14 protein-coding genes are annotated in these 21143 nt (G+C 70.2%); 7 read left to right on the plus strand and 7 right to left on the minus strand.

What is annotated here, in order from left to right:
- Positions 1-94 precede the first annotated feature (94 nt).
- Positions 95-2002, minus strand: a complete 1908-nt coding sequence (locus tag DDF62_RS04395; RefSeq protein ID WP_133244889.1) for a PAS domain-containing sensor histidine kinase — start codon at positions 2000-2002, stop codon at positions 95-97.
- 160 nt (positions 2003-2162) lie between these two features.
- On the opposite strand from DDF62_RS04395, the gene DDF62_RS04400 reads away from it, so the two are divergent.
- The 4 genes from DDF62_RS04400 (at position 2163) to DDF62_RS04410 (ending at position 5361) form a co-directional block, all read left to right on the plus strand.
- Positions 2163-2750 (plus strand): helix-turn-helix transcriptional regulator, encoded by a 588-nt coding sequence (locus DDF62_RS04400; protein WP_116487972.1) that lies wholly within the window; start codon positions 2163-2165, stop codon positions 2748-2750.
- 120 nt (positions 2751-2870) lie between these two features.
- On the plus strand, positions 2871-3392 hold the full coding sequence (locus DDF62_RS04405; protein ID WP_116487973.1) for a Dps family protein: 522 nt from the start codon (positions 2871-2873) through the stop codon (positions 3390-3392).
- Between the two features lie 120 nt (positions 3393-3512).
- Entirely contained in the window at positions 3513-3659 is a 147-nt protein-coding gene (locus tag DDF62_RS25500) for a hypothetical protein (RefSeq protein ID WP_165799331.1), read from the plus strand.
- 28 nt (positions 3660-3687) lie between these two features.
- Complete coding sequence (locus tag DDF62_RS04410) at positions 3688-5361, plus strand: FAD-dependent oxidoreductase (RefSeq protein ID WP_208866823.1); 1674 nt, start codon at positions 3688-3690, stop codon at positions 5359-5361.
- Between the two features lie 60 nt (positions 5362-5421).
- Here the strand turns inward: DDF62_RS04410 and DDF62_RS04415 are convergent, their stop codons facing one another.
- The 6 genes from DDF62_RS04415 to DDF62_RS04440 all read right to left on the minus strand — a co-directional run bounded on the left by DDF62_RS04415 (position 5422) and on the right by DDF62_RS04440 (position 14245).
- Positions 5422-8319, minus strand: a complete 2898-nt coding sequence (locus DDF62_RS04415) for a TonB-dependent receptor (protein WP_165832170.1) — start codon at positions 8317-8319, stop codon at positions 5422-5424.
- A 106-nt stretch (positions 8320-8425) separates the two neighbouring features.
- A complete protein-coding gene (locus DDF62_RS04420) occupies positions 8426-8734 on the minus strand; it encodes a UBP-type zinc finger domain-containing protein (protein ID WP_116487975.1) in 309 nt (102 codons plus the stop codon).
- A gap of 100 nt (positions 8735-8834) precedes the next feature.
- Positions 8835-9323 (minus strand): RidA family protein, encoded by a 489-nt coding sequence (locus DDF62_RS04425; RefSeq protein ID WP_116487976.1) that lies wholly within the window; start codon positions 9321-9323, stop codon positions 8835-8837.
- Between the two features lie 131 nt (positions 9324-9454).
- Positions 9455-9853: a c-type cytochrome gene (locus tag DDF62_RS04430; RefSeq protein ID WP_116488213.1), complete on the minus strand. Its 399-nt coding sequence runs from the start codon at positions 9851-9853 to the stop codon at positions 9455-9457.
- A gap of 29 nt (positions 9854-9882) precedes the next feature.
- A complete protein-coding gene (locus DDF62_RS04435) occupies positions 9883-11487 on the minus strand; it encodes a flavin monoamine oxidase family protein (RefSeq protein WP_116487977.1) in 1605 nt (534 codons plus the stop codon).
- A 262-nt stretch (positions 11488-11749) separates the two neighbouring features.
- On the minus strand, positions 11750-14245 hold the full coding sequence (locus DDF62_RS04440) for a TonB-dependent receptor plug domain-containing protein (protein ID WP_244286698.1): 2496 nt from the start codon (positions 14243-14245) through the stop codon (positions 11750-11752).
- A 660-nt stretch (positions 14246-14905) separates the two neighbouring features.
- Between DDF62_RS04440 and DDF62_RS04445 the strand changes: the two genes are divergently transcribed.
- The 3 genes from DDF62_RS04445 to DDF62_RS04455 all read left to right on the plus strand — a co-directional run bounded on the left by DDF62_RS04445 (position 14906) and on the right by DDF62_RS04455 (position 21053).
- On the plus strand, positions 14906-17941 hold the full coding sequence (locus DDF62_RS04445; protein ID WP_116487979.1) for a TonB-dependent receptor domain-containing protein: 3036 nt from the start codon (positions 14906-14908) through the stop codon (positions 17939-17941).
- 70 nt (positions 17942-18011) lie between these two features.
- Complete coding sequence (locus DDF62_RS04450; RefSeq protein WP_116487980.1) at positions 18012-19799, plus strand: amidohydrolase family protein; 1788 nt, start codon at positions 18012-18014, stop codon at positions 19797-19799.
- 87 nt (positions 19800-19886) lie between these two features.
- The gene (locus DDF62_RS04455) at positions 19887-21053 is read left to right on the plus strand and encodes a hypothetical protein (RefSeq protein WP_208866824.1); all 1167 of its coding nucleotides are present in this window, start codon (positions 19887-19889) and stop codon (positions 21051-21053) included.
- The last annotated feature ends 90 nt before the right edge of the window (positions 21054-21143 follow it).

A 21143-nucleotide genomic window follows, 5' to 3' on the forward strand; every position in this document is an offset into this window, starting at 1 on the left:
GAAATCGTCCGGGTAATCTAGCAGTGGGTAGGCGGGGCGATTAGCGGCGCGGCGCTCCATGGGGTGATGAGCCAGGCTCATCGATGGCGAGCCGTCAGGTCACCGCCGGCAGGCGCACCTCGATCCGCGCGCCGCTCTCGCCCGCCGCCGGCGGCAGGAGCGCGATGCGGCCGTCGTGGGCGGCCACGGCCGAGCGGCAGATGGCCAGGCCCAGGCCCATGCCGCCGGGCTTGGTGGTGAAGAAGGTCTCGAAGGCGCGGTCGGCGGCGTCGGGCGGGAAGCCGGGGCCGGTGTCGGCGATCTCGATCACGGCCTCGCCGCCTTCGCGGCGCGAGCGGACGTGCAGGCGGCGGGTCTCGGCGGGGACGGCGCTCATGGCCTGGACGCCGTTGAGCATCAGGTTGACCAGCGCCTGTTGCAGCACGACGCGGTCGCCGTGGACCACGGTGTCGGGCGCCTGCGGGTCGAGGATCAGCTCGACGCCGTGCTCGGCGATCTCGCGCCGGACGAAACCGGCCGAGGCGGCCAGCAGGCCGTCGAGCGGCAGGGGCGCGCGGTCGGCGGGGGTCTGGGCGATCAGGCCGCGGATGCCGCGCACCACCTCGGCGGCGTGGGCGGCGGCGTGGACGACGTCGGCGACGGCCTCCTTGGCTTCGTCGAGGTCGGGCGTCTCGCGGTCGAGCCAGCGCTGGGCCGCGCCGGCGGCGTTGGAGATGGCGGCCAGCGGCTGGTTGACCTCGTGGGCGATCGAGGCCGACAGCACCCCCAGCGTGGCCGCGCGCAGGGCGTGCTCAAGCTCGGCGCGGGCGCGGTCGAGGCGCTCCTGCATCCGCCGCTGCTCGGTCAGGTCGACGATCGAGGCCTGGACGCGGTCGAGGCCCTGGGCGTCGGACGGAAAGTTCAGGGCGACCATGACCGGGATCATCTCGCCGGTGCGGCTGCGCACAGTGGTCTCGGTCTCGAAGCGCGGCGCGCCGGCTTCGAAGGCGATCAGGAACTGGGCGAAGCTGTCGTCGGTCTCGGGCAGGAGCTCGTCCAGGCGCTGGAAGAAGCCGGCCTTGTCGGCGACGCCCATCATCTTCAGGGCCGTGGCGTTGACGTCGGTGATGCCGACCCTGGTCTTGATCTCGCGGGCGACCTCGGGATTGCGGGCCAGGTGCTCGGCCAGATCCGTGACGCCCTGGGCGCGCAACTCGTCCAGCGCGGCCTTCACCGGCCGGAAGTCGTGCTCCCAGATCGACACCGCCAGGGTGTTGAAGATGGTGCGGTAGCGGGCCTCGCTGCGGCGCAGGGCCTCGTCGACGCGGCGCAGGTCGGAGATGTCGGTGTTGCTCTCCAGCAGGGCGTGGGCGCCGGTCTCGTCACGCTCCAGGATCCACTCGCTGAGCACCACCAGGGGCGCGCCGTCCTTGCGACGCTGGCTGACCTCGCCCTGCCAGGCGCCGTCGCGGGCCACCAGGGCGGCGATGTCCTCGGAGGGGGCGGGGAGGGCGGTCGCCAGCAGGCGGTGGGCGTCCTGGCCCAGCGCCTCGTCGCGGCTCCAGCCGTAGAGCCGTTCGGCGCCCCGGTTCCAGAAGGTGACGCGGCCCTGCGCGTCGCGGATGAAGATGGCGTCGGAGGTGACGTCGAGCAGCCGGGCCTGGGCTTGAAGGATCTCGCGGGCCGCCAGGTTGCGGCTGGTCAGGAAGGCGGCCACGCCCAGCGCAGCCAGGCTGACCATCAGGCGCAGGGTGGGGGCCAGCTCGACGTCTTCCCCATGCGCGAAAGCGAAGCTGGTGGTGGCCATGGCCGCGCAGGCCAGGGTGACGACCCAGAGCCGGCGGCCGGGCAGCTCCTCGCCGACCAGCAGCAGCACCAGCACGTAGAGCACCGCCACCGCGCTGGAGAGCGGGGTGAAGGTATCGATGACGAACACGGCCGCCGCGATCAGGGCCGCGCCGGCCAGGCGCAGGCGACGGCCGACCGCCGAGGGGCGCGACGAGGGGAAGGGCGAAAAGCGCATCAGGCGATTCATAGCGCAAGCCTGGCCCTGGCCGGGACCCCCTACCAAGGTCTGGGGCGGGCCAACCAAGTCGATACGCCCGGTCAACGTCCGTTCGGTGTGTCGGATGGGCGACCCTCGCTAGGGTTGCGGTCATTCGAGGCGGCAGGAGGCCGGAGCCATGTTGCAATCCATCGACACCCAGGCGGCCCGTCCGCTTCCCAACGCGCCCCAGGCGATCTGGCTGGTCGAGCAGGCCCGCGCCGCCCTCGAGGCCGACCTTGGCTCGGCCCGCGAGATGCTCGACCGGCTGGCGGTGGTGCTGAACACCGCCGTCCAGCGCGAGGAGCGCAGTTTCCTGCCCGGCTCGCGGGTGCGGTCCTCGGGCCCGGCGCGCGGCGGCCTGGCCGGCTGGCAGATCCGGGCCGTGGCGGCCCATGTCGAGGCCCATATCGGCTCGACCGTCTCGGTCGCCGTGCTGGCCGGCCGCGTGGGCCTTTCGGCCAGCTATTTCTGCCGCGCCTTCAAGGTCAGCACCGACGAGACGCCGCACGCCTACATCATGCGCCGCCGTCTGGAGCACGCCCAGGCGATGATGCTGGAGACCGACGAGAGCCTGGCCCACATCGCCGCCGTCTGCGGCCTGGCCGACCAGGCCCACCTGACGCGCCTGTTCCGCCGCCACACCGGCCAGACCCCCAATGTCTGGCGGCGCGAGAACCGCCCCTGGGGCCGGGCCCTGGTGATGGGCTCGCTTCGCCGGGCCTGAGCCGAGCGTGACGGCGCCGACGTTCAAGCCGGCGCGCCTCGCGCCAAGAGCGTTCGCCCTTTCCGGCGCAAGGATGATCTCAACGGCGCGGCGCTGGCCCCGCCTTCGAAGGAGACGACCATGGACATCGAAACCGCCCGCGCCCGCCGCCTCGCCCCGCTGACCACGCCCACGGGCCTGGGCGAGGCCGCCGCCAAGGATATTTCCTCGGCCCTGACCGCGCTGCTGGCCGACGTCTTCGCGCTCTACATCAAGACCAAGAACTTCCACTGGCACGTCTCGGGCCCGCACTTCCGCGACTACCACCTGATGTTCGACGAGCAGGGCGACGAGCTCTACGCCATGACCGACCCGATCGCCGAGCGCGTGCGCAAGCTGGGCGGTACGACCCTGCGCTCGATCGGCCACATCGCCCGCGCCCAGCGGGTGCTCGACAACGACGCCGACTACGTGGAGCCGCACGACATGCTGGCCGAGCTGCGCGACGACAACGGCGGCCTGGCCGCGGCCATGCGGGCCGTGCACGCGGCCTGCGACGAGCACGGCGACATCGCCACCGCCAGCCTGCTGGAGAACTGGATCGACGAGACCGAAAAGCGCGTCTGGTTCCTGTTCGAGGCCGGTCGCCGCGACCGCGCCTGACGCCCCTCGGGGTCTTGGAACCTCTCCCCCCAGGCCAAGACCCTGAAAAGGCCCCGCCCGCCGCACCTCCCCCCGGCGGCCGGCGGGGCCGCCTCCTTTTCCGACCAAGGGGCGTTGCTCGTGAACGGCTTCCAGAAACTGGCGCTCAGCGCCGCGACCGCCGCGCTCCTGGCGCTGACGGCCTTCGCCGCGGTGGCGCCGCGCGGCGCGCCTGATCGCGCCGCGGCTTCCGTTCAAGACATCGCCTCGCGGCGTTCCGTGAACTAGGGTTCGAAGGACCGCCAGGAGGCCCGCCGTGACCGATATCATCGCCACCAAGCCGCTCGCCCCCGACGACCCCTACGCCCGCACCGCCCAGATCTTTCCCGTGCTGTCGCCCGAGATGGCCGAGCGCCTCGCCGGCTACGGCGTCGAGGAGCCGATCGCGAAAGGCCAGGTGCTGTTCCGGCGCGGCGACCGGCGCGCCGACTTCTTCCTGGTGCTGGACGGGCAGGTGGGCATCACCCGCACCGGCGAGGAGGGCGACGACGAGATCCTGACCATCCACCGGGCCGGCCAGTTCAGCGGCGAGCTGGACCAGATCAACGCCCGCGCCCTGCTGGTCGGGGCCCGGGCCCTGACCGACGGCCGGGTGGTGCGGGTGGCCAACAGGGACGTGCCGCGGATGATGGCGGCCGAGCCCGACATCGGCGAGATCGTCATGCGGGCCTTCATCCTGCGACGGATGGGCTTCCTGCATCACGGCGAGGCGGGGATCGTGCTGATCGGCCGGCCCGATGATCCCGAAACCCTGCGCATCGAGCGCTTCGCCGTGCGCAACGGCTATCCGCTGCGGCTGGTCGACGTGGAGAGCGACGAGGCCGCCTCCGGCTGCATGGGCCGCCATGGCCTGGACGTCGCCGACCTGCCGGCGGTGGTGCTGCCCGACCGCAGCCTGCTGCTCAATCCCGACACCATGGCCCTGGCCGACCGCCTGGGCATGACCGAGCGTTTCGACCCGCAGGCGGTGTTCGACGTGGCGGTGGTGGGGGCTGGGCCGGCGGGCCTGTCGGCGGCGACCTATGCCGCGTCCGAGGGGCTGGCGACGGTGATCCTGGAGGGCTTGGCGCCCGGCGGCCAGGCCGGCGCCAGCTCGAAGATCGAGAACTATCTGGGCTTTCCCACCGGCATATCGGGCCAGGCCCTGGCCGGCCGCGCCCAGGTGCAGGCCCAGAAGTTCGGCGCGCGGCTGGCGGTGTCGCGGGCCGTGGTCGGGGTCGAGTGCGACAAGCGCCCCTACCGCCTGAAGCTGGAGGACGGCCAGACCCTGCTGGCGCGGGTGGTGGTGATCGCCTCGGGCGCCCGCTATCGCAAGCTGGACGTCGAGGGCTACGACCGCTTCGACGGCCAGGCCATCCACTACGCCGCCACGGCCATGGAGTCTGATCTCTGCCGGGGCCAGGCGGTGGTGGTGGTCGGCGGCGGCAACTCGGCCGGCCAGGCGGCGATGTTCCTGTCGCGCACCGTCGGCCACGTGCACATGCTGGTGCGCGGCGAGGGGCTGGCGGCGACCATGTCGGACTATCTGGTCCAGCGCATCGAGGGCTCGGCCCGCATCACCCTCTATCCATTCAGCGAGGTCTCGCGCCTGGAGGGCGAGCGCACCCTGAGGCGGATCGGCTGGACCGACCATCGCAGCGGCGAGGAGACCGTGGTCGACGCCGGGGCGCTGTTCGTGATGATCGGCGCCGAGCCCAACACCGACTGGCTGCGCGGCTGCATCGACCTGGACGAGCGCGGCTTCGTGCTGACCGGCGAGAGCGGCCAGGTCCCCGGCGCCCGCTCGGCCTACGAGACCGAACGGCAGGGCGTCTATGCGGTCGGCGACGTGCGCTCGGGCTCGATCAAGCGGGTGGCGGCCGGGGTCGGCGAGGGCTCGGTGGTGGTCTCGGCCATTCACCGCGACCTGGAGGCGCTGCGGGCGGTGTAGAGCTTTCGTTTTGACGCATTTTCTGACGGTGAACCGGAATCCGCTTCGTCGGAAAACGCTCTAGAACCGTGCGATCAGGGTAGCTTCGAGCCGGCGCTTCAGCGGGTCGTCGTCCGACCACCGGTCGAGCAGGTTGCGCACGCCCAGCCGCAGCTCGGTCTCGGACGCGCCGGGCGCACGGGGAAGCTCGAAGGCCAGGGACAGGTCGATCGTGGTGTTGTCGGGCAGCGCCATCGCGAGGTCGGCGTCGACATAGCGGACGGTGGCCGAGGCGGCGAAGCGCCGGCTCGACCAGCGGGCTCCGATCGCGCCGCGCCATTTCGGCGGTGCGCCATGGGGCGCGCGCTTGTAGGCGGTGCTGGCCGGCGGAATATAGTTCAGCAGGGTCGGCTGCCAGGTCAGGGCGGCGCTGAGCCCGAGGCGTCCGCCCGCCAGGTCCAGGTCGTGCTCGGCGACCATGTCCACCGACTGCATCAGGCTGGAGCCGGTGTTCTCGTTGAGGTCGCGCACCTGGATGATCCGGCCGCCCGTATAGCCCTTGGCGCGGTCGGAGTCGGTGAGCGGCGCGCGGACGACGGCGCCGGGATAGAGATCCTCGTTGAGGATGTAGAGGTCGACGCCCCTCTGCACGGTGACCATCAGGTCGTAGCCCTCGATGCGGGTGTAGTCGATCGACAGGCGCGTGCGCGGGATCAGCGGCGAGGTCAGCACGGCGCCCGCCGAGTAGGTCCGCGTCTGGTCCGGGCGCAGGTCGGCCGGGGCGCCCCAGACGATGGGAAACCATCCTTCGGCATAGACGGGCTGGCGGGGATCGCGCTTGGGGTCGATCACGCCGCTGGTGGTCAGGCTGGTGGTGGCCGTGAGCAGGTAGGGCTCGGGCAGTTGCGCGCCCTGGGCGTAGGACGCGCGCAGGATCAGGCCGGGTCTGGGCTCGGCCTTGGCGCCGAGCAGGAACAGATCGGCGGACTTCTCTATCGGCTTGGCGGGCGATCCCTCGGAGATCAGGATCCGGCCGACCTGGCGCCGCGCCGCCGCCTGCAGTTCGAGGCCCCTGACGCCGAGCACCCCTTCCAGCGGCGCGCGCAGTTCGGCGAAGACCGATCGCGTACGGCTCGAGAGGTGGTTGGTGCGGTTGGGCGGGAAGGTCGGCATGGCCTCCCACAACTGCTGGGCGGTCAGCGACAGCGTCAGGTCGCGGTCTCCGATGCGGGCGATCGGCCCGGAGGCGCGCACCGAGATGTCCTCGAGCCGCGAGGAGGCGTGGGGGTCGCTTCCCGCCCAGGGCGCCTTGTAGCGCGCGAGGTCGGCCAGGAATCCGGCCTGGCCGCCGAACGGGTTGGGGACCGGCCTGCCGTCGGCGGGCGCGACCCCGCTGGCGACGGTCGACCAGGCCAGGGCCTCGTAGCCCATGTCGTCGACGACCTGATTGGCGCGCACGCTGCCCACGGCGTAGTCGACGCCGCCCCGCCAGCGCGCGGGCAGGTCGAACACCAGGCCCCCGGTGAAACGGCGCGAGATCATCCGGGCGGACTGGGTTCCCAGGACGAAGGGGGTGGGCGCGACGAGTTCGATCGGGCTCGAGCCCGAGAGCATCCAAGCCGTCCCCTGGCCCGGCGTCAGCGTGGTGTAGAACGCGCCGGTGGCGGTAGGGAAAGTGTCGAGGCTGGCCAGGTAGATGTAGTCCAGATAGGCCTCGGCGCCGCGCCACAGCTTCTGGCGCAGATTGATCAGCACGGCGTCGGTGCGGCTGTCGTTGGACAGCGGGCGGGCGCTGTGGGCCGGGGCCAGCCCCGGGGCCGCCTTGCCGGCGTTCTGGATCAGCACCGTCTCGATCGGCGTCGAGCCGTCGTAGTCGGCCGGGATGTAGGTCTGCGACATCGAGACGCCGCCGACCGTGAACGGACCGTTGACCCCGAACAGGGTGATGCCGTTCCCCGGCGACCGGCTGTAGCTCTGGCCGACCTTGAGCGACGATCCGTCGAGCGGCGCGTAGGCTTCCGGCCGGTCGCCGATCGCGACGCCGTTGAAGCGCTTCTGGCCGTAGCGGACCATCACCGCCGTGTTTCCGTCGTCAGTGCTGTAGCCGAGGCGGGCGTCGAAGCGGCCATACCCGCCGTCGCCGCCCTTGCTGGCGCCGGCGGTGACGGCGACCTCGGCGCCGCGATAGTCGCGGTCGAGCACCAGGTTGACCACGCCGTTGACCGCGCCCAGGCCGTAGAGGGCGCCGCTGCTGGAGGCCAGGGTCTCGATACGGCCGATCGCCGCCAGCGGGATCGGTCCTACGTCGGCCTGCGCCAGCCGGTTGTAGTTGGGGATGGCGGGCATCCGCCGCCCGTCGACCAGCACCAGGGTCTTTTCCTGGGCGCTGGAGTCGCGAAAGGCGAAGTTGGAGCGCGACGGCGGAATGCCGCGGCCGGGGCGCGGGATGGATTGGCGACTGTCGCCGTTGCTGGTCAGCCAGGTTTGCAGGAAGTCGTCGGCCGAGAGGGCCTGGGCGGTGCGCAGCGTGCTGCGCTCGAAGACGCGATAGGGTTGGATGTCGTCGGGATCGCGCCGCTGGTCGACATTCTGGGTGCGTACGCCCACCACCAGCAGTTCGGGCAGGGCGACGGGCCCCTCGGCTTCGGGCGGCGCGCCGCGCCGGGCGCGCACGACATAGGCGCCGGACTCGACGGCCTGGTATTCGAGGCCCGATCCCGCCAGCAGCCGGTCCAGGGCCTCGCTGGGCGTCAGGCGGCCGCGCAGCGGCGGGGCGCGCCGGTCGCCGACCACGGCGGCCGAGACCAGGATGTCGACCCGCGCCTGGCGGCCAAGCTCGGCCAGGGCCTGGTTCAGCGGCTGGGCGGGCAAGGCCAGGGTGGCCATGCGCTCGGCCGCCACGGCCGGCGCGGCCAGCGCCCAGGCGCAGGCGGCGGCCGTCAGGCCACGGAGCAGGTCTTGTCGTTCTCTAGAGGTCACCCCGACCCGCCCTGATGTCTCCCGCCGGCCCATGGACGAGAGTCGTGAAGATCATTCGGGCAGTAGAGCGAACGGCGTTTTACGGACAACACCCGATCGGGTAGCGTTACCCCTCGACCCACCGCTTGATCGGGCGCGGGTGGGGCGTCTTGTAGGCGGTAAGGTCGAACATCACCTCGTCGACATAGCACCAGCCCCAGCCCTCGGGCGGGTCGTAGCCTTCGATGATCGGGTGCTGGGTGGCGGCGAAATGGGCGCTGGCGTGGCGGCTGGGCGACTGGTCGCAGCAGCCGACGTGGCCGCAGGCGCGGCACAGGCGCAGGTGCACCCACCAGCCGCCGGTCTTGAGGCATTCCTCGCAGCCGTCGGCGCTGGGCGTCACGACGACGATGGTCGAGAGGTGGCTGCAGCTCATCGGGTGGGCCTTCCTCCTGGCGTCCGGACAGTCTGGGCGATCATGCCGCCAAACCGTCCGGAGCGCTTGCGCGTCTCGACCCTTTCTTGGTCGGCCGGGGCTACTTCTTCGGCTTGCGGGCGGCCTGGACCTCGATCTCGACCAGCATGCCGTCGGCGACCAGGGCGGTGACCTGGCTCGTGATGCGCGAGGGCTTGTTGGGCTGCTCGGCCGTGCCGAAGAAGGTCTTGTAGCCCTCCATCATGCCGGCGAAGTCCATCTTGCCGTCCTTGGCCGGGTCGCCGACCAGCAGGACGCGCATCATCACCACGTCCGACAGGCTGGCGCCCTGGCTCTTGAGCGCGTCCTCCAGGCGCTTGATGACGCCGATGGTCTGGGTCTTGGTGTCGCCGAACTTGGCCACGCCCGTGGCGTTGGCGTCGACCACCGGCGGGGTCATGCCGCTGACATAGATCGTGTCGTAGCCGGCCGGCACGGTGACGACGCTGGCGATCGCCGACTTGGGATCGCCGCCGCGGACGATCTCCTGGGCGAAGGCGGGGGCGGCGACGGCGGCGGTCGCCACGAGGGCGAGGGCGAGGCGTTTCATTGGGCGTTTCTCTCCTGGGGAACTCAACTTGGACCGAAACCCTCGTCCTTCGACAGGCTCGGGAAGAGGATTTCTACTGCGGCGTCGAAGTCGCCCTCATCCTGAGCTTGTCGAAGGACGAGGGCGTAGACCTAGTGGGCCTGCAGGCCGCGGGCCTTGGCCCCGGCCTTGGACTGGGCGCGGGCGCTGGAGACGTCGGCGAAGCTGACCGGCTTGCCCTTGTTGCCCCAGGCGGTGCGGACGTAGTTCAGCAGGCCCGTCAGCTCGGCGTCGGACAGGTCGTCCTTGAAGGCGGGCATGCCGGCCCGGCCGTTGAGCACGACGCCGGCCATGGTCTTGCCGTCGCCCTGCACCAGCGGCGAGCCGGCCAGGGCCGGGAAGGCGCCCTTGACGCCCTTGCCGGTGACCTGGTGGCAGGCCGAGCAGTTGTCGGCGTAGAGGGTCTGGCCGGGCGGGGCGGCGAGGGCGGACGAGGCGGCGGTCGAGGCGAGCGCGAGCGTGGCGAGCGCCGGGAAGGCGTGGCGAAGCATCAGGTCTCCGAGGGTCTGGATGGGGGTCGTCACGCGGCGCGGACGCGGGCGTGCAGCTTGGCGATCTGCTGCCAGGCGGACTCGATGGCCCCGGCCTGCCAGCCGCCGAGATAGCTGAGGTGCTCGCCGGCCAGGTAGAGGCGGCCGTCGGGTTCGCACAGCACCGGATAGGCGGTCTTGCGGCCTTCCTCGCCCCACTCGGCCCAGCCGCCCAGATTGTGCTCGGCCAGGTGCCAGCAGAACGAGAAGGCGTTCTCGTAACTGTCGGCGTATTCGGGGAACACCTTCTGGCCGCCGGCCACGGCGAAGGCGGCGCGCTCGGCCGGGCTCTTGGCGCTGATCCTCGCGGCCTCGCCGCCGAACGAGTAGTAGCCCAGCAGCACGCCCTTCTGGCTCTGCCAGCCGGTCGAGGGCAGGCTGATCGTGCCGATGCCGGGCATGTCGTTGTAGATGTGGCCGCCGTAGATGAAGTGGTCCTCTTCCCAGAAGCGGCGCTTCATCTGCAGGCCGATCTTGTTGACCGGGGCGTAGGCCACGCCCTCCATCGCCGCCTTGAACGGCTTGGAGGCCTGCAGGTCGACGTTGCGCAGCACGCTGAGCGGGATGGTGCAGATGCAGTAGTCGGCGACGACCTCGGCTTTCTTTCCGGCGGCGTCGCGGTAGCCGATCTTCACGCCCTTGGCGTCCTGGCCGATGGTCTCGACGACGCAGGAATAGCTGATCTTGTCAGCCACCTTGCGCTCGAAGGCCTTGGCCAGCTGGTCCATGCCGCCGATCGGCTGGAGCATGGTGCGCTGCTGCTCGTAGCCGGCGACCGAGGTCAGGGTGCGCCAGGCGCCCGAGTGCAGCACGTCGGCCATGCTGCGCGGGGTCGAAGGCTTGCCGGGGCCGGGCGAGACGCCGGCGCCGGGATGGACGTCGAAGCCGCGGCCGTCGGTGCCGGTATAGGCCAGGTCCGTCGGCGACAGGCGACCTTCATTGACCATGTAGGCGACGAAGAGGTCGCGGTCCTGCGTGGTGAAGGCGCCGTCGAGGCCGCCCTTGGACGCGACCTTGGCCATCAGCTCGGCGGCGTGGCCGCGGGCGTCGGCGGCGATCTCGCCCTTGCGCACGGGCTTGCCCTTCAGCGGGCCCTCGCCCTTCTCGAAATAGACATAGGCCGCGTCGTTGTCGTTGACGAAGCTCTCCAGCGGCACGCCCAGGAGCTTGGTGTAGTGCAGGGTCGAGCGGTGGTGGTACGGGATCCGCCAGGGGCCGTGGTTGATGTAGAGGCCTTCGTCGAACTGGCAGGTCTGGTCGTTGCCCAGGAGGTCGACGTGGCGGAAGCCCTTGCGGGCGGTCTGGCAGCGGCCGCCAGCGAAGTCGCGGGCTTCCAGCACCTGCACCTCGTAGCCGTGCTTGGTCAGCTCATAGGCGGCGGTCAGGCCCGCCAGGCCGGCGCCCAGCACCACCACCTTGACGCCCTTGCCGCCGCCTTCCAGCGGGGGCGGGGCGGCCTGGGCCGAGGCGAAGCCGTAGCCCAGGGCGTCCATGCCGGCCATGGCCAGCGACACCCCGCCATAGGCCGCAAGGCTTTCGAAAAACCGTCGGCGCGTCAGAACCGCGCCAGATGCCGAAGTCGCTCGACCGTCCATACGCCACCCCGTGTTCTTGTCCGCCTGCCGGATGTTTCGGCGGCGCGACCATCTCGAAATCCCCGTCTCGGCGGGGCAATCCCTTTAAGCCGGGCAGGGCGGCCAGCCCGTCGCGGAACGGCGTTGTGCCGCCTGCTTGGGCGCCCTGATCGCGGCTTGTGCGAAGTTGGGGCGCGGCGAGCGCGTCCCGTTGAATCGCCTTCGGAAAAGGGAGCCGGACGGACGCCCGACTCCCTGGTTGCCGATGCGGTGGAAGGGCGGCCTAGAAGCTGTAGGTCAGGCGCCCGTAGTAGTAGCCGCCGTTGATCCCGAACGGCGAGAACGCCGGGTACTGGGTCACGCAGCCGCCGCCGGAGGCGACGCAGGCCGACTGGAACGCCGCCGAGAACTTGTCCGGATACTCGTTGAACAGGTTGTTGGCGCCGATCGCGGCGACCACCCCGACCGGGAACTTGTAGGAGATCTCCAGGTCGGTGAGGGCGGTGGCGCTGACCACGGTGTCGAGCAGCGGACCGGTGCCCGGGTCGGCCAGGGCCGAGGCCTTGCCATAGAAGGTTTCGGTCAGGCTGACCGTGACCGGGCCGAAGCTGTAGAGGCCGTTGATGCCGATCTTGTACTTGGGCGCGGCGGTCTCGAGCAGCGAGGCGGCGTTGCCGGCGAACAGCACCTGGCCGGTCGGGAAGGCGGTGCTGGTCACGCCCAGCGCCGCCGGGGCCGACTTCACCCTGGTGATCTTGGTCTTGTTGTAGTTGCCGCTCAGCGTCCAGTCGATGCGGCCCCAGTCGCCCAGGTCGGTCGGGTAGGAGACCACCACGTCGACGCCCGTGGTGCGGGTGTCCAGGCCGTTGGAGAAGATGTTGATGCCGGTGCTGGTGACGGTGTTGTCGAGGATGTTGCCGTTGGCGGCGATGGCGGCGTTGACGTTCGGGTTCACCACCACGCCGTTGCGCAGGCCGTAGACCGAGCTGGAGCCGAAGATGCGGTCTTCCAGCTTGATGCGGTAGGCGTCGATCGTGGCCGTCAGTTTCGGGATCGGGTGGGCCACGACGCCGAAGCTGTAGTTGGTCGACTTCTCGGGCTTCAGCTTCTCGATGCCCAGCAGGGCGGCGGCCGCCGAGTTCGGGGCCAGCTGCACGAAGGCCGAGGTCGGCGAGACGTTGGTGGCCGAGTAGAACGACTCCGCCAGGGTCGGAGCGCGGAAGCCGGTGCTGACCGTGCCGCGGATGGCGAACATCTCGTTGAAGTCGTAGCGGCTGGTCAGCTTGCCGACGGTCGTGTCGCCGAAGTCGCTGAAGTCCTCGTAGCGCAGGGCCACGTCGACCTTCCAGGGCGTGACCGGCGAGACGGCCAGATCGGTGTAGAGCGCCCAGCTGGTGCGGCTGTGGCCGCCGGCGTCGGTCTTGGAGAAGCCTGGATAGGACTGCGAGCCTTCCTTGTAGGTCGAGGCCGCGTCGCCCGCGCCGATCGCGTAGGTGTCACGGCGCTGCTCGATCCCCAGGGCGACATCCAGCGGCGTGGCCAGGCCCACGTCGAAGCCGCGGGAGAGATCCAGGTTGTTGGTCCACTGGGTGGTCTGCCAGCTGCCGGCGTGGAACGAGGTGGGGGTGAAGCCCTTGGTCGTGAGCGTCGAGGTGTCGGTGTAGAGGCTGGCGTTGGCCGAGTCCTCGACGCGGACCTCGATGTCGTCCTTGCCGTAGGTTGCGCTGAGGTCGAGGTTCCAGCCGGCGACCACGCCCGACAGGCCCAGGGTCAGGGCGTAGTCGTCCTCGATGATCCGTTCGCGCGGGCTGAAGCCGTTGGGGAAGGGCCGGTCGGCCGCGCCCATCCTGCCCTGGATGCGGTTGTAGCGGCGGTAGTTCTCGTAGGCCGAGGCGTCCTTGTGGCCGTAGGTGCCGAACGAATAGACCTCGAAGTCGCCGGGCAGCTCGACCCCGCCGTTGAAGGCCAGGACGTGCATCCGGTACTCGGCGTCGCCCGAGATCAGGTTCAGGTTCGGATAACCCTTGATCTGGCTCTCGACGGCGTTGTTGGCGGCCGAGTAGCTGGGGCTGGCGGGGTTGTAGACCCGCTGGTCGGGCAGGCCGCGGTTGGAGAAGCCGTGATATTTGCTCTCGACCGTGAAGTTCAGATAGCTGTTCTCGGTCGGGGCCGTGCCCAGGTTGGCCGAGAACGAGGCGGTCTTGCCGCCGCCGTCGAAATACTCGCCGCCGGTGACCGAGACCGCGCCGCCCGACTCCGACTTCTTGAGGATGATGTTGACGACGCCGGCGATGGCGTCGGTGCCGTACTGGGCCGCGGCGCCGTCGGTCAGCACCTCGATGCGGCCGATCGAGGCCATCGGGATGAAGCCGAGGTCGGCGGCGGCGGCGCCCTGGTAGGGGCCCGACAGCACGGCGAAGTTGCCGGTGGTGTGGCGGCGCTTGCCGTTGATCAGCACCAGGGCCTGGTTCGGCGACAGGCCGCGCAGGCGCGCCGACAGGGTCAGGTTGGCGGTGTCGCCGCCGAAGGCCTGGGCGTTGAACGACGGGACCAGGTTGGCCAGGCCCAGGCGCAGGTCGACCTGGCCGGTGCGCTCGAGGGTGGCGGTGTCGACCACCTGGACGGGGGCCGGGCTGTCGGCGACCCGCAGGCCGGTCTGGCGCGTGCCGGTGACGATGACGGTGTCGAGTTCGACGGAAGGATCAGGCGCGGGCTCGGCCGCATGTGCGATGGTCGAAGTACCGATGGCGATCGACAGAGTCGAAATGCTCGCGGTCAAGATTTTTTTGAGATTATTGTTCACTAGTGCCCCTCTCCGCATAGTCAATGCATGACTGATGGCTCCTTCGTGGGGTCCGCCCTAATCGTGTTCTTATTGTTGGAACGCGAATACTAGACTGAACAGCGGTTTTGGCCGCGGTTCAGCGTTGATCAGGTGGGCGGGTTCGGCAATGGGGGAGGGGGCGAGGAAGGGCTTTGCGGGCCTTCTTCGTATACGGCCGCCACATTTCAGGGCGCCGACCGGAGGTTTCCCGATTGTGCTGATCATCACACCGGCAACTCGGATAACGCCGTTTGATTTTACGCGCACGGCGACGCCGACAGACGGTTCCCCGGTCCGGGCGCCAAGGCCGCCGCGACGGTGAAATCGCGGCGGAGCCCTGTCGGCGCTGGATTTCGGCCTGAACGGCGTGTGGTGAAAATTGCCGTTCCAACCCATTTTTTGACGCGTCGGCGGCAAACTTGGTCGCAAGCGGTTCAGAAAAACTCGAATTCAATTCCCATCGATTCAGTGGGAATTGACCGGGGCCGGCAATGATCCGGCACGACCTGTTCGTTTCGTCAGCATCGGGACGACGCGCCGGCATTTCCTGAAATGTGGATTGCGGGCGCGCTCGTGCGGCGGGGAGCGTCGGGTCGCAGTTCTGGAGGGGATACCATGAACACTCGCCTACGCGTCGCCCTGTTGGCGACCACGACTCTCTGCGCCGCCGTCCTGGCCGCGCACGCCAACGCCCAGGAGGGCCAGGCCGCGACCGTCGAGGAGATCACCGTCGTCGGCTCGCAGATCAAGGGCGCCAAGGTCACCGCCGCCCTGCCGGTGACGGTGGTCGGGGAGGACCAGATCCAGGCCACCGCCGCCGTCTCGGGCGACGACCTGTTCCGCGCCATCCCGCAGATGGGCGACGTCAACTTCAACTCGCAGTACCTGCCGGGGACCAGCAACAGCGCCCGCGGCGACGTCGGCTCGGTGAACCTGCGCAACCTGGGCATCGGCAACACCCTGGTGCTGCTGAACGGCCGCCGGGTGGTGACCCACCCTACCAGCCAGGCCAACGACAACCTGGTGCCGGTGCTGACCTACAACTCCAACGCCATTCCGGTGACGGGTCTGCGCCGGCTGGAAGTGCTGCGCGACGGCGCGGCGGCCATCTACGGCGCCGACGCGGTGGCCGGCGTGGTCAACACCGTGCTGCGCGACGACCTGGAGGGGCTGAACGTCGCGGCCCAGTACGGCTTCGCCGAGGGCACGAACCTCAAGGAGTACAATTTCAACGCCTATGGCGGCCACAACTTCGCCGAGGGCCGCGGCAACATCAGCGCCTTCTTCTCCTATGACGCGCGCACGCACCTGCGCTCGCACGAGCAGGCCTTCACCGCCTCGGCCGACCGCCGCTCGCTGTTCGCCGACACCCGCTTCGCCGGCGCCACCAGCCTGGACGGCCGCAGCACGACCACGCCCTGGGCCTATCTGCAGACGCCGGCGAGCTTCGGCACGGTGCGCCAGGGGACGACGGCCCTGACCAGCAGCGCCGGCTATTTCCACATCCAGCCGACGACCTTCTCGGGCTGCCAGCTGAACATCGGCAACGGGCTGTGCATCGACGACGGGGCGCTGGCGACCGCGGGCGTCGACCGCGACCTGCGCTTCGACGCGGCCTCGCTGGGCACGGCGGTGGTTCCGTCGGTCAAGCGCGCCAACCTGTTCGCCACCGGCAAGTACGAGATCAACGACAGCGTCACGGCCTTCGGCGAGCTCGGCGTCTACCACGCCAAGACCAACGCCGGTCAGGCGCCGATCCAGACCCTGTCGTCGGGGGTGATCACCATCCCGGCCAGCAACTACTGGAACCCGTTCGGCCCGACCGTCTTCGCCAACGGCTCGGTCAATCCCAACCGGCTGCCCAACCTGAACGTCCCGGCCTCGGGCCTGGCGGTCACGCTGCGCGGCTACACCTTCGCCGATCTCGGCCTCACCCAGGTGGACGTCACCAACAAGCAGTACCGCGTGCTGGGCGGTCTGCGCGGCGAGAAGTTCGGCTTCGACTGGGAGTCGGCGGTCGTCTACTCCGAGGCCACCGCCGAGGACGTGGCCGACAACATCTCGACCACCAAGCTCTACGCCCAGCTCGCCCTGTCGACGCCCGACGCCTACAACGTCTTCAACGGCTCGGACCTCGCCTACACCAGCGGCCCCGACAGCACCCGCAACAGCCAGGCGGCCATCGACGCCATCCGGGTCAAGACCATCCGGCGCACCAAGAGCACCCTGGCCCTGTGGGACTTCAAGGTCTCGCGCCCGGATCTCCTGACCCTGCCGAGCGGCGACCTGGGCATCGCCTCGGGCGTGGAGTTCCGCCGCGAGACGCAGCTGGACGACCGCGACAGCCGCATCGACGGCACGACCACCTTCACCGACCCGGTCAGCGGGGCGGTGCTGAGCGACCTGATCAACTCCAGCATCAACCCCGACACCAAGGGTCACCGCACGGTGGGCTCGGCCTATCTGGAACTGGCCGTGCCGCTGGTCTCGCCGGAGATGTCGATCCCGCTGGTCCACCGCCTGGAAGGCCAGCTGGCCGGCCGCTACGAGCGCTACAGCGACTTCGGCGACACCGCCAAACCCAAGGTCGCCCTGGCCTGGGACGTGATCGACGGCGTGCGCTTCCGCGGCTCGTGGGCCCAGGGCTTCCGCGCCCCGAACCTGGAGCAGATCAACGCCTCGATCATCTCGCGCTCGAACACCCGCACCGACTACGCCTTCTGCGAGGCCGACCTGCGGGCGGGGCGGATCGGCGCCTTCTCGTCGTGCTCGCGCTCGCAGCTGACGACGGCGCGGCGGGCGGGCAATCCCGACCTGGAGCCCGAGGAGTCCGAAACCCTGTCGTACGGCGTGGTCTTCGAGCCGAAGTTCGTGCCCGAGGCCTTCGGCCGCCTGACCTTCACCGCCGACTACTGGAAGGTGAAGCAGACGGGCCTGATCGGCGTGTTCGGCGAGGGCAACGCCCTGATCCTCGACTACCTTCTGCGCCAGCAGGGCTCGAGCAATCCGAACGTGGTGCGCGCCGCGCCGACGGCCGACGACGTCGCCGCCTTCGCCGGCACCGGCCTGACGGCCGCCGGCCAGGTGCTGTACGTCAATGACAGGTACACCAACCTCCAGCCGCAGGTGGTCGAGGGGCTGGACTTCGGCTTCCTGTGGAAGCTGGGCACCGACCGGTTCGGCGACTTCGACCTGAACGTCAACGTCGCCCACCTGCTGAAATACTACCAGTCGCCGTCGCCGGGCATCGCCGAACTCTTGAAGGCGCGCTCGGACGGGGTGATCAACGCCGGCACCACCATCACCGGCGGCGGTGATTTGCTGCGCCAGAACGGCAAGCCGGAATGGAAGTGGTCGGCGGCCCTGACCTGGCGCTACGACCGCTTCACGGTCGGCGGCTTCACCCAGTACATCGGCGACTACGACGACACCGCGCTGATCGACTCCTCGGGCCAGCCCTGGGTGGTCGACTCGACCCTGACCGGCAACCTCTACGGCGAGGTCGACGTCGCCGAGATCGGGACCAAGGTGCGGCTGGGCGTGCGCAACATCTCCGACGAGCAGCCGCCGCTGAGCGCGGCCGGCTACGACGGCACGGTCTACACGCCGTACGGCCGCTACTGGTACTTCAACGTCAAGAAGCGGTTCTAGCCGCGCGAGCAAGCCCCGGGCCGCCGCGCGCGGCCCGGGCGTCTTTCTTCCATCAGTTAGGGGAAATCCCATGACATCGCGTTCCGCCCGCATCCTGCTCGGCGGCCTGTGCGCCGCGGCGCTGTCCACCTCGATCGCCGTCGCCCAGACCAGGCCGCTGGCGGTGGTCGACGCAGAGATTTTCGACGCCACCGGCGCCGCGCCCTATCGCGGGACGCTGGTGGTCAAGGACGGGCGGATCGTGGCCGTCGGCCCCAAGGTCAAGGCCCCGAAGGGCGCCAGCATCGTCGACGCCAAGGGCGCGGCGCTGATCCCGGGCCTGTTCGACGTCCACACCCACTGGACCCCGGCCGGCGCCCCGGCGATCACGCCCAAGATCGCCGACGCCTATCTGGCCTCGGGCGTGACGACGGTGAACGACTTCCACCAGCAGCCGGAAAGCTTCGCGCCCCGCCGAGCGTGGCTGGGAACCCTGACCGCGCCGCACGTCAATTTCGTCGCCCGGATGAGCACGCCGGGCGGCCACGGCGCCGACTGGGCCGACCAGGCCACCACCCGCTGGGTCGACACCCCCGAGAGCGCGCGCCTGGCGGTCGAGGAGATCGCCGCCTACAAGCCCGACGCCATCAAGGCCTTCACCGACGGCTGGCGCTACGGATCCGCGCCCGACAACACCAGCATGGACGCCTGGACGCTGAAGGCGCTGACCGAGGCGGCGCACAAGCACAACCTCAAGGTCCTGACCCACACCGTCACCGTCGAGCGCGGCAAGGTGGCGGCGACCAGCGGCGTCGACGTCATCGCCCACAGCCTGCAGGACGAGCCGGTCGACGCCGACACCATCGCGGCGATCAAGGCCTCGGGCCTGTTCTACGCCCCGACCCTGGCGGTCTATGAGCCGGTCAAGCCCGGCGCCAAGCCGCCGGTCGATCCCGACAGCCCCCGCAACGTGCAGGCGCGCCGCAAGTTCGGCTACGCCCTGGGCAATGTGAAGGCCCTGTTCGACGCCGGCGTGCCGGTGGCCTTGGGCACGGACGCCGGCATGCCCGGCACGCCGCACGGCCCCTCGACCCTGCGCGAGCTGGAACTGCTGGTGCAGGCCGGCCTGACGCCGAGCCAGGCCCTCGTGGCCGGCACCGCCACCAGCGCCAAGGCCATGAACCTGCTGGCCGACCGTGGCACGCTGGAGGTCGGCAAGCGGGCCGATTTCGTGCTGGTGTCGGGCAAGCCGTGGGAGACCATCACCGACGTGCGCAGGACCGAGCGGGTGTTCCTCGACGGCCAGGCGGTGTTCGGTCCCGGCGCCGTGCGCGCCCCGGCCAACGACAAGCCGACGCCGCCGGCGGTCAAGGCCACGGCGCTGATCGACGACTTCGAACGCGCCGACGGCCGCACGAGCCTGGACACCCTGCGCCTGGACGATTTCGACGGCGGCCGCGACCGCAGCCTGGAAGTCTCGCAGGTCATCACCCGCGAGGGCGGCGGCAAGGTGCTGAGCGTCGGCGCGCGCATGGCCACCAAGGACGACGCCTCGGCCGGGGTGCTGCTGCCCCTGACCCGGGGTTCGGTGGTTCCGGCCGACGCCACCGCGTTCAAGGGCCTGAAGTTCGCCGTGCGCGGCGACGGCGGCGCCTATGTCGTGACGCTGGTCGGCGCGGCCGGCCGCTGGACCACCAAGGTCGAGGCCGGTCCGCAGTGGAAGAGCGTCGAGCTGCCGTTCACCGCCTTCAAGCCGGTCGCCGCGCGCGGCGAGACCCCGGCCTTCACCGGGACCGACCTGCTGCAGGTCGGCGTCGAGGGCGAACGCGCGGCGGGGACCAGGCTGTGGTTCGAGCTGGACGACGTGGCGTTCTACTGAGGGGAGGGCCAAGGGCGGCTGTCGCCGGACCGTCATGGACGGGCGCTAGAGGGGCGGTTTTCCGATCCGCCAGCGCCCGGTTCCGCCATGATGAAGACGCGTCTTTCGCTCCTGCTCGCCGCTGGCGTCCTGGCCTTCGCCCTGCCGGCGGCGGCCGCGCCGCCGGTTCCGCCCCTGACCCAGAACGGCGGGACCTGGGCCTCGGGTCACGTGCAGGGCGTCGCCGTCGATCGCAAGGGCGGCTACGTCTACTACTCGTTCACCAACCTGCTGGCGAAGTACGACTTCGAGGGCAAGCTGGTGGGAACGCTGGTCGGCTGGACCGGGCACCTGGGCGACCTCGACTTCAACCCCGAGGACGGCCGGCTCTACGGCTCGCTGGAATACAAGAAGGACCAGGCCTTCTACATCGCCGTGATCGACGTTTCCCGGCTGGACCGGGTGGGCGTGGAGGCGGCCAAGAGCGATCTCTTCCGCACCGTCTACCTGCCCGAGGTGGCCAAGGACTACGCCGCCGACCTCAATGGCGACGGCCGGTTCGATGGCGACACCGCCAAGACGGCCGACCATCGCTACGGCTGCTCCGGCATCGATGGGGTCAGCTTCGGGCCGGCCTTCGGACGCAGCGACGGTCCGCGCTACCTGACCGTCGCCTACGGGGTCTATGGCGACGAGGGCCGGACCGACAACGACCACCAGGTGCTGCTGCAGTACGACGTTTCCGACTGGGCGAAGCTGGCCCGGCCGCTGTCGGAGGCCGCGCCGCACCACGAGGGCCCTGCCGCGCCGCGCGACAAGGTGTTCGTGCGCACCGGCAACACCCGCTTCGGCGTGCAGACCCTGGCCTATGACGAGACGCTCAAGCGCTGGTTCATGGGCGTCTACCAGGGCGCCAAGTCGGCCTTTCCCAACTACCTGCTGTTCGCCTTCGACGCGCAGGCCGGGCCGGCGACAGGCGATCTGGTCGGCGTGCCGGGACCTGGCGGCCAGGGCTGGGAGCAGGGCAGGGTGCTGCCGCTGGCCGCTGACGGCCTGAAGGACGAGGCCAGCGGCGTGCGCGGCTGGAACCAGAAGGCCGACGTCGGCTTCCAGCCGATCGGCGGCGGGCTGGTCTATGTGGCGGCCAATTCCAAGGTCGACGGCCGGCAGACCGCCGACCTGACCCTGATGCGCTGGACGGGCGACGCGGCGCGCCCGCTGGTTCCGGCGACAGCGGCGGACCTGCACTCGCCCGGAGCGAGCGCCCGGGACTGACTGTCACAAACCGCGTCTAGGCAAGGCGCCGACTCGCTGCGGGGAAAGTCCGGTCCCGGACCGCTCCCCGCGCCAGCGCAACGTCCAGCC

This window comes from Caulobacter radicis, from assembly GCF_003094615.1.
GTDB lineage: Bacteria > Pseudomonadota > Alphaproteobacteria > Caulobacterales > Caulobacteraceae > Caulobacter > Caulobacter radicis.

Bases quoted from the DNA above. Each gene is read 5' to 3' on its own strand.
- DDF62_RS04400 (WP_116487972.1), top strand. From the start codon at position 2,163: ATGTTGCAATCCATCGACACCCAGGCGGCCCGTCCGCTTCCCAACGCG.
- DDF62_RS04450 (WP_116487980.1), top strand. From the start codon at position 18,012: ATGACATCGCGTTCCGCCCGCATCCTGCTCGGCGGCCTGTGCGCCGCG.
- DDF62_RS04395 (WP_133244889.1), bottom strand. From the start codon at position 2,002: ATGCGCTTTTCGCCCTTCCCCTCGTCGCGCCCCTCGGCGGTCGGCCGT.
- DDF62_RS04420 (WP_116487975.1), bottom strand. From the start codon at position 8,734: ATGAGCTGCAGCCACCTCTCGACCATCGTCGTCGTGACGCCCAGCGCC.
- DDF62_RS04435 (WP_116487977.1), bottom strand. From the start codon at position 11,487: ATGGACGGTCGAGCGACTTCGGCATCTGGCGCGGTTCTGACGCGCCGA.
- DDF62_RS04455 (WP_208866824.1), top strand. From the start codon at position 19,887: ATGATGAAGACGCGTCTTTCGCTCCTGCTCGCCGCTGGCGTCCTGGCC.
- DDF62_RS04425 (WP_116487976.1), bottom strand. From the start codon at position 9,323: ATGAAACGCCTCGCCCTCGCCCTCGTGGCGACCGCCGCCGTCGCCGCC.
- DDF62_RS04445 (WP_116487979.1), top strand. From the start codon at position 14,906: ATGAACACTCGCCTACGCGTCGCCCTGTTGGCGACCACGACTCTCTGC.
- DDF62_RS04405 (WP_116487973.1), top strand. From the start codon at position 2,871: ATGGACATCGAAACCGCCCGCGCCCGCCGCCTCGCCCCGCTGACCACG.
- DDF62_RS04430 (WP_116488213.1), bottom strand. From the start codon at position 9,853: ATGCTTCGCCACGCCTTCCCGGCGCTCGCCACGCTCGCGCTCGCCTCG.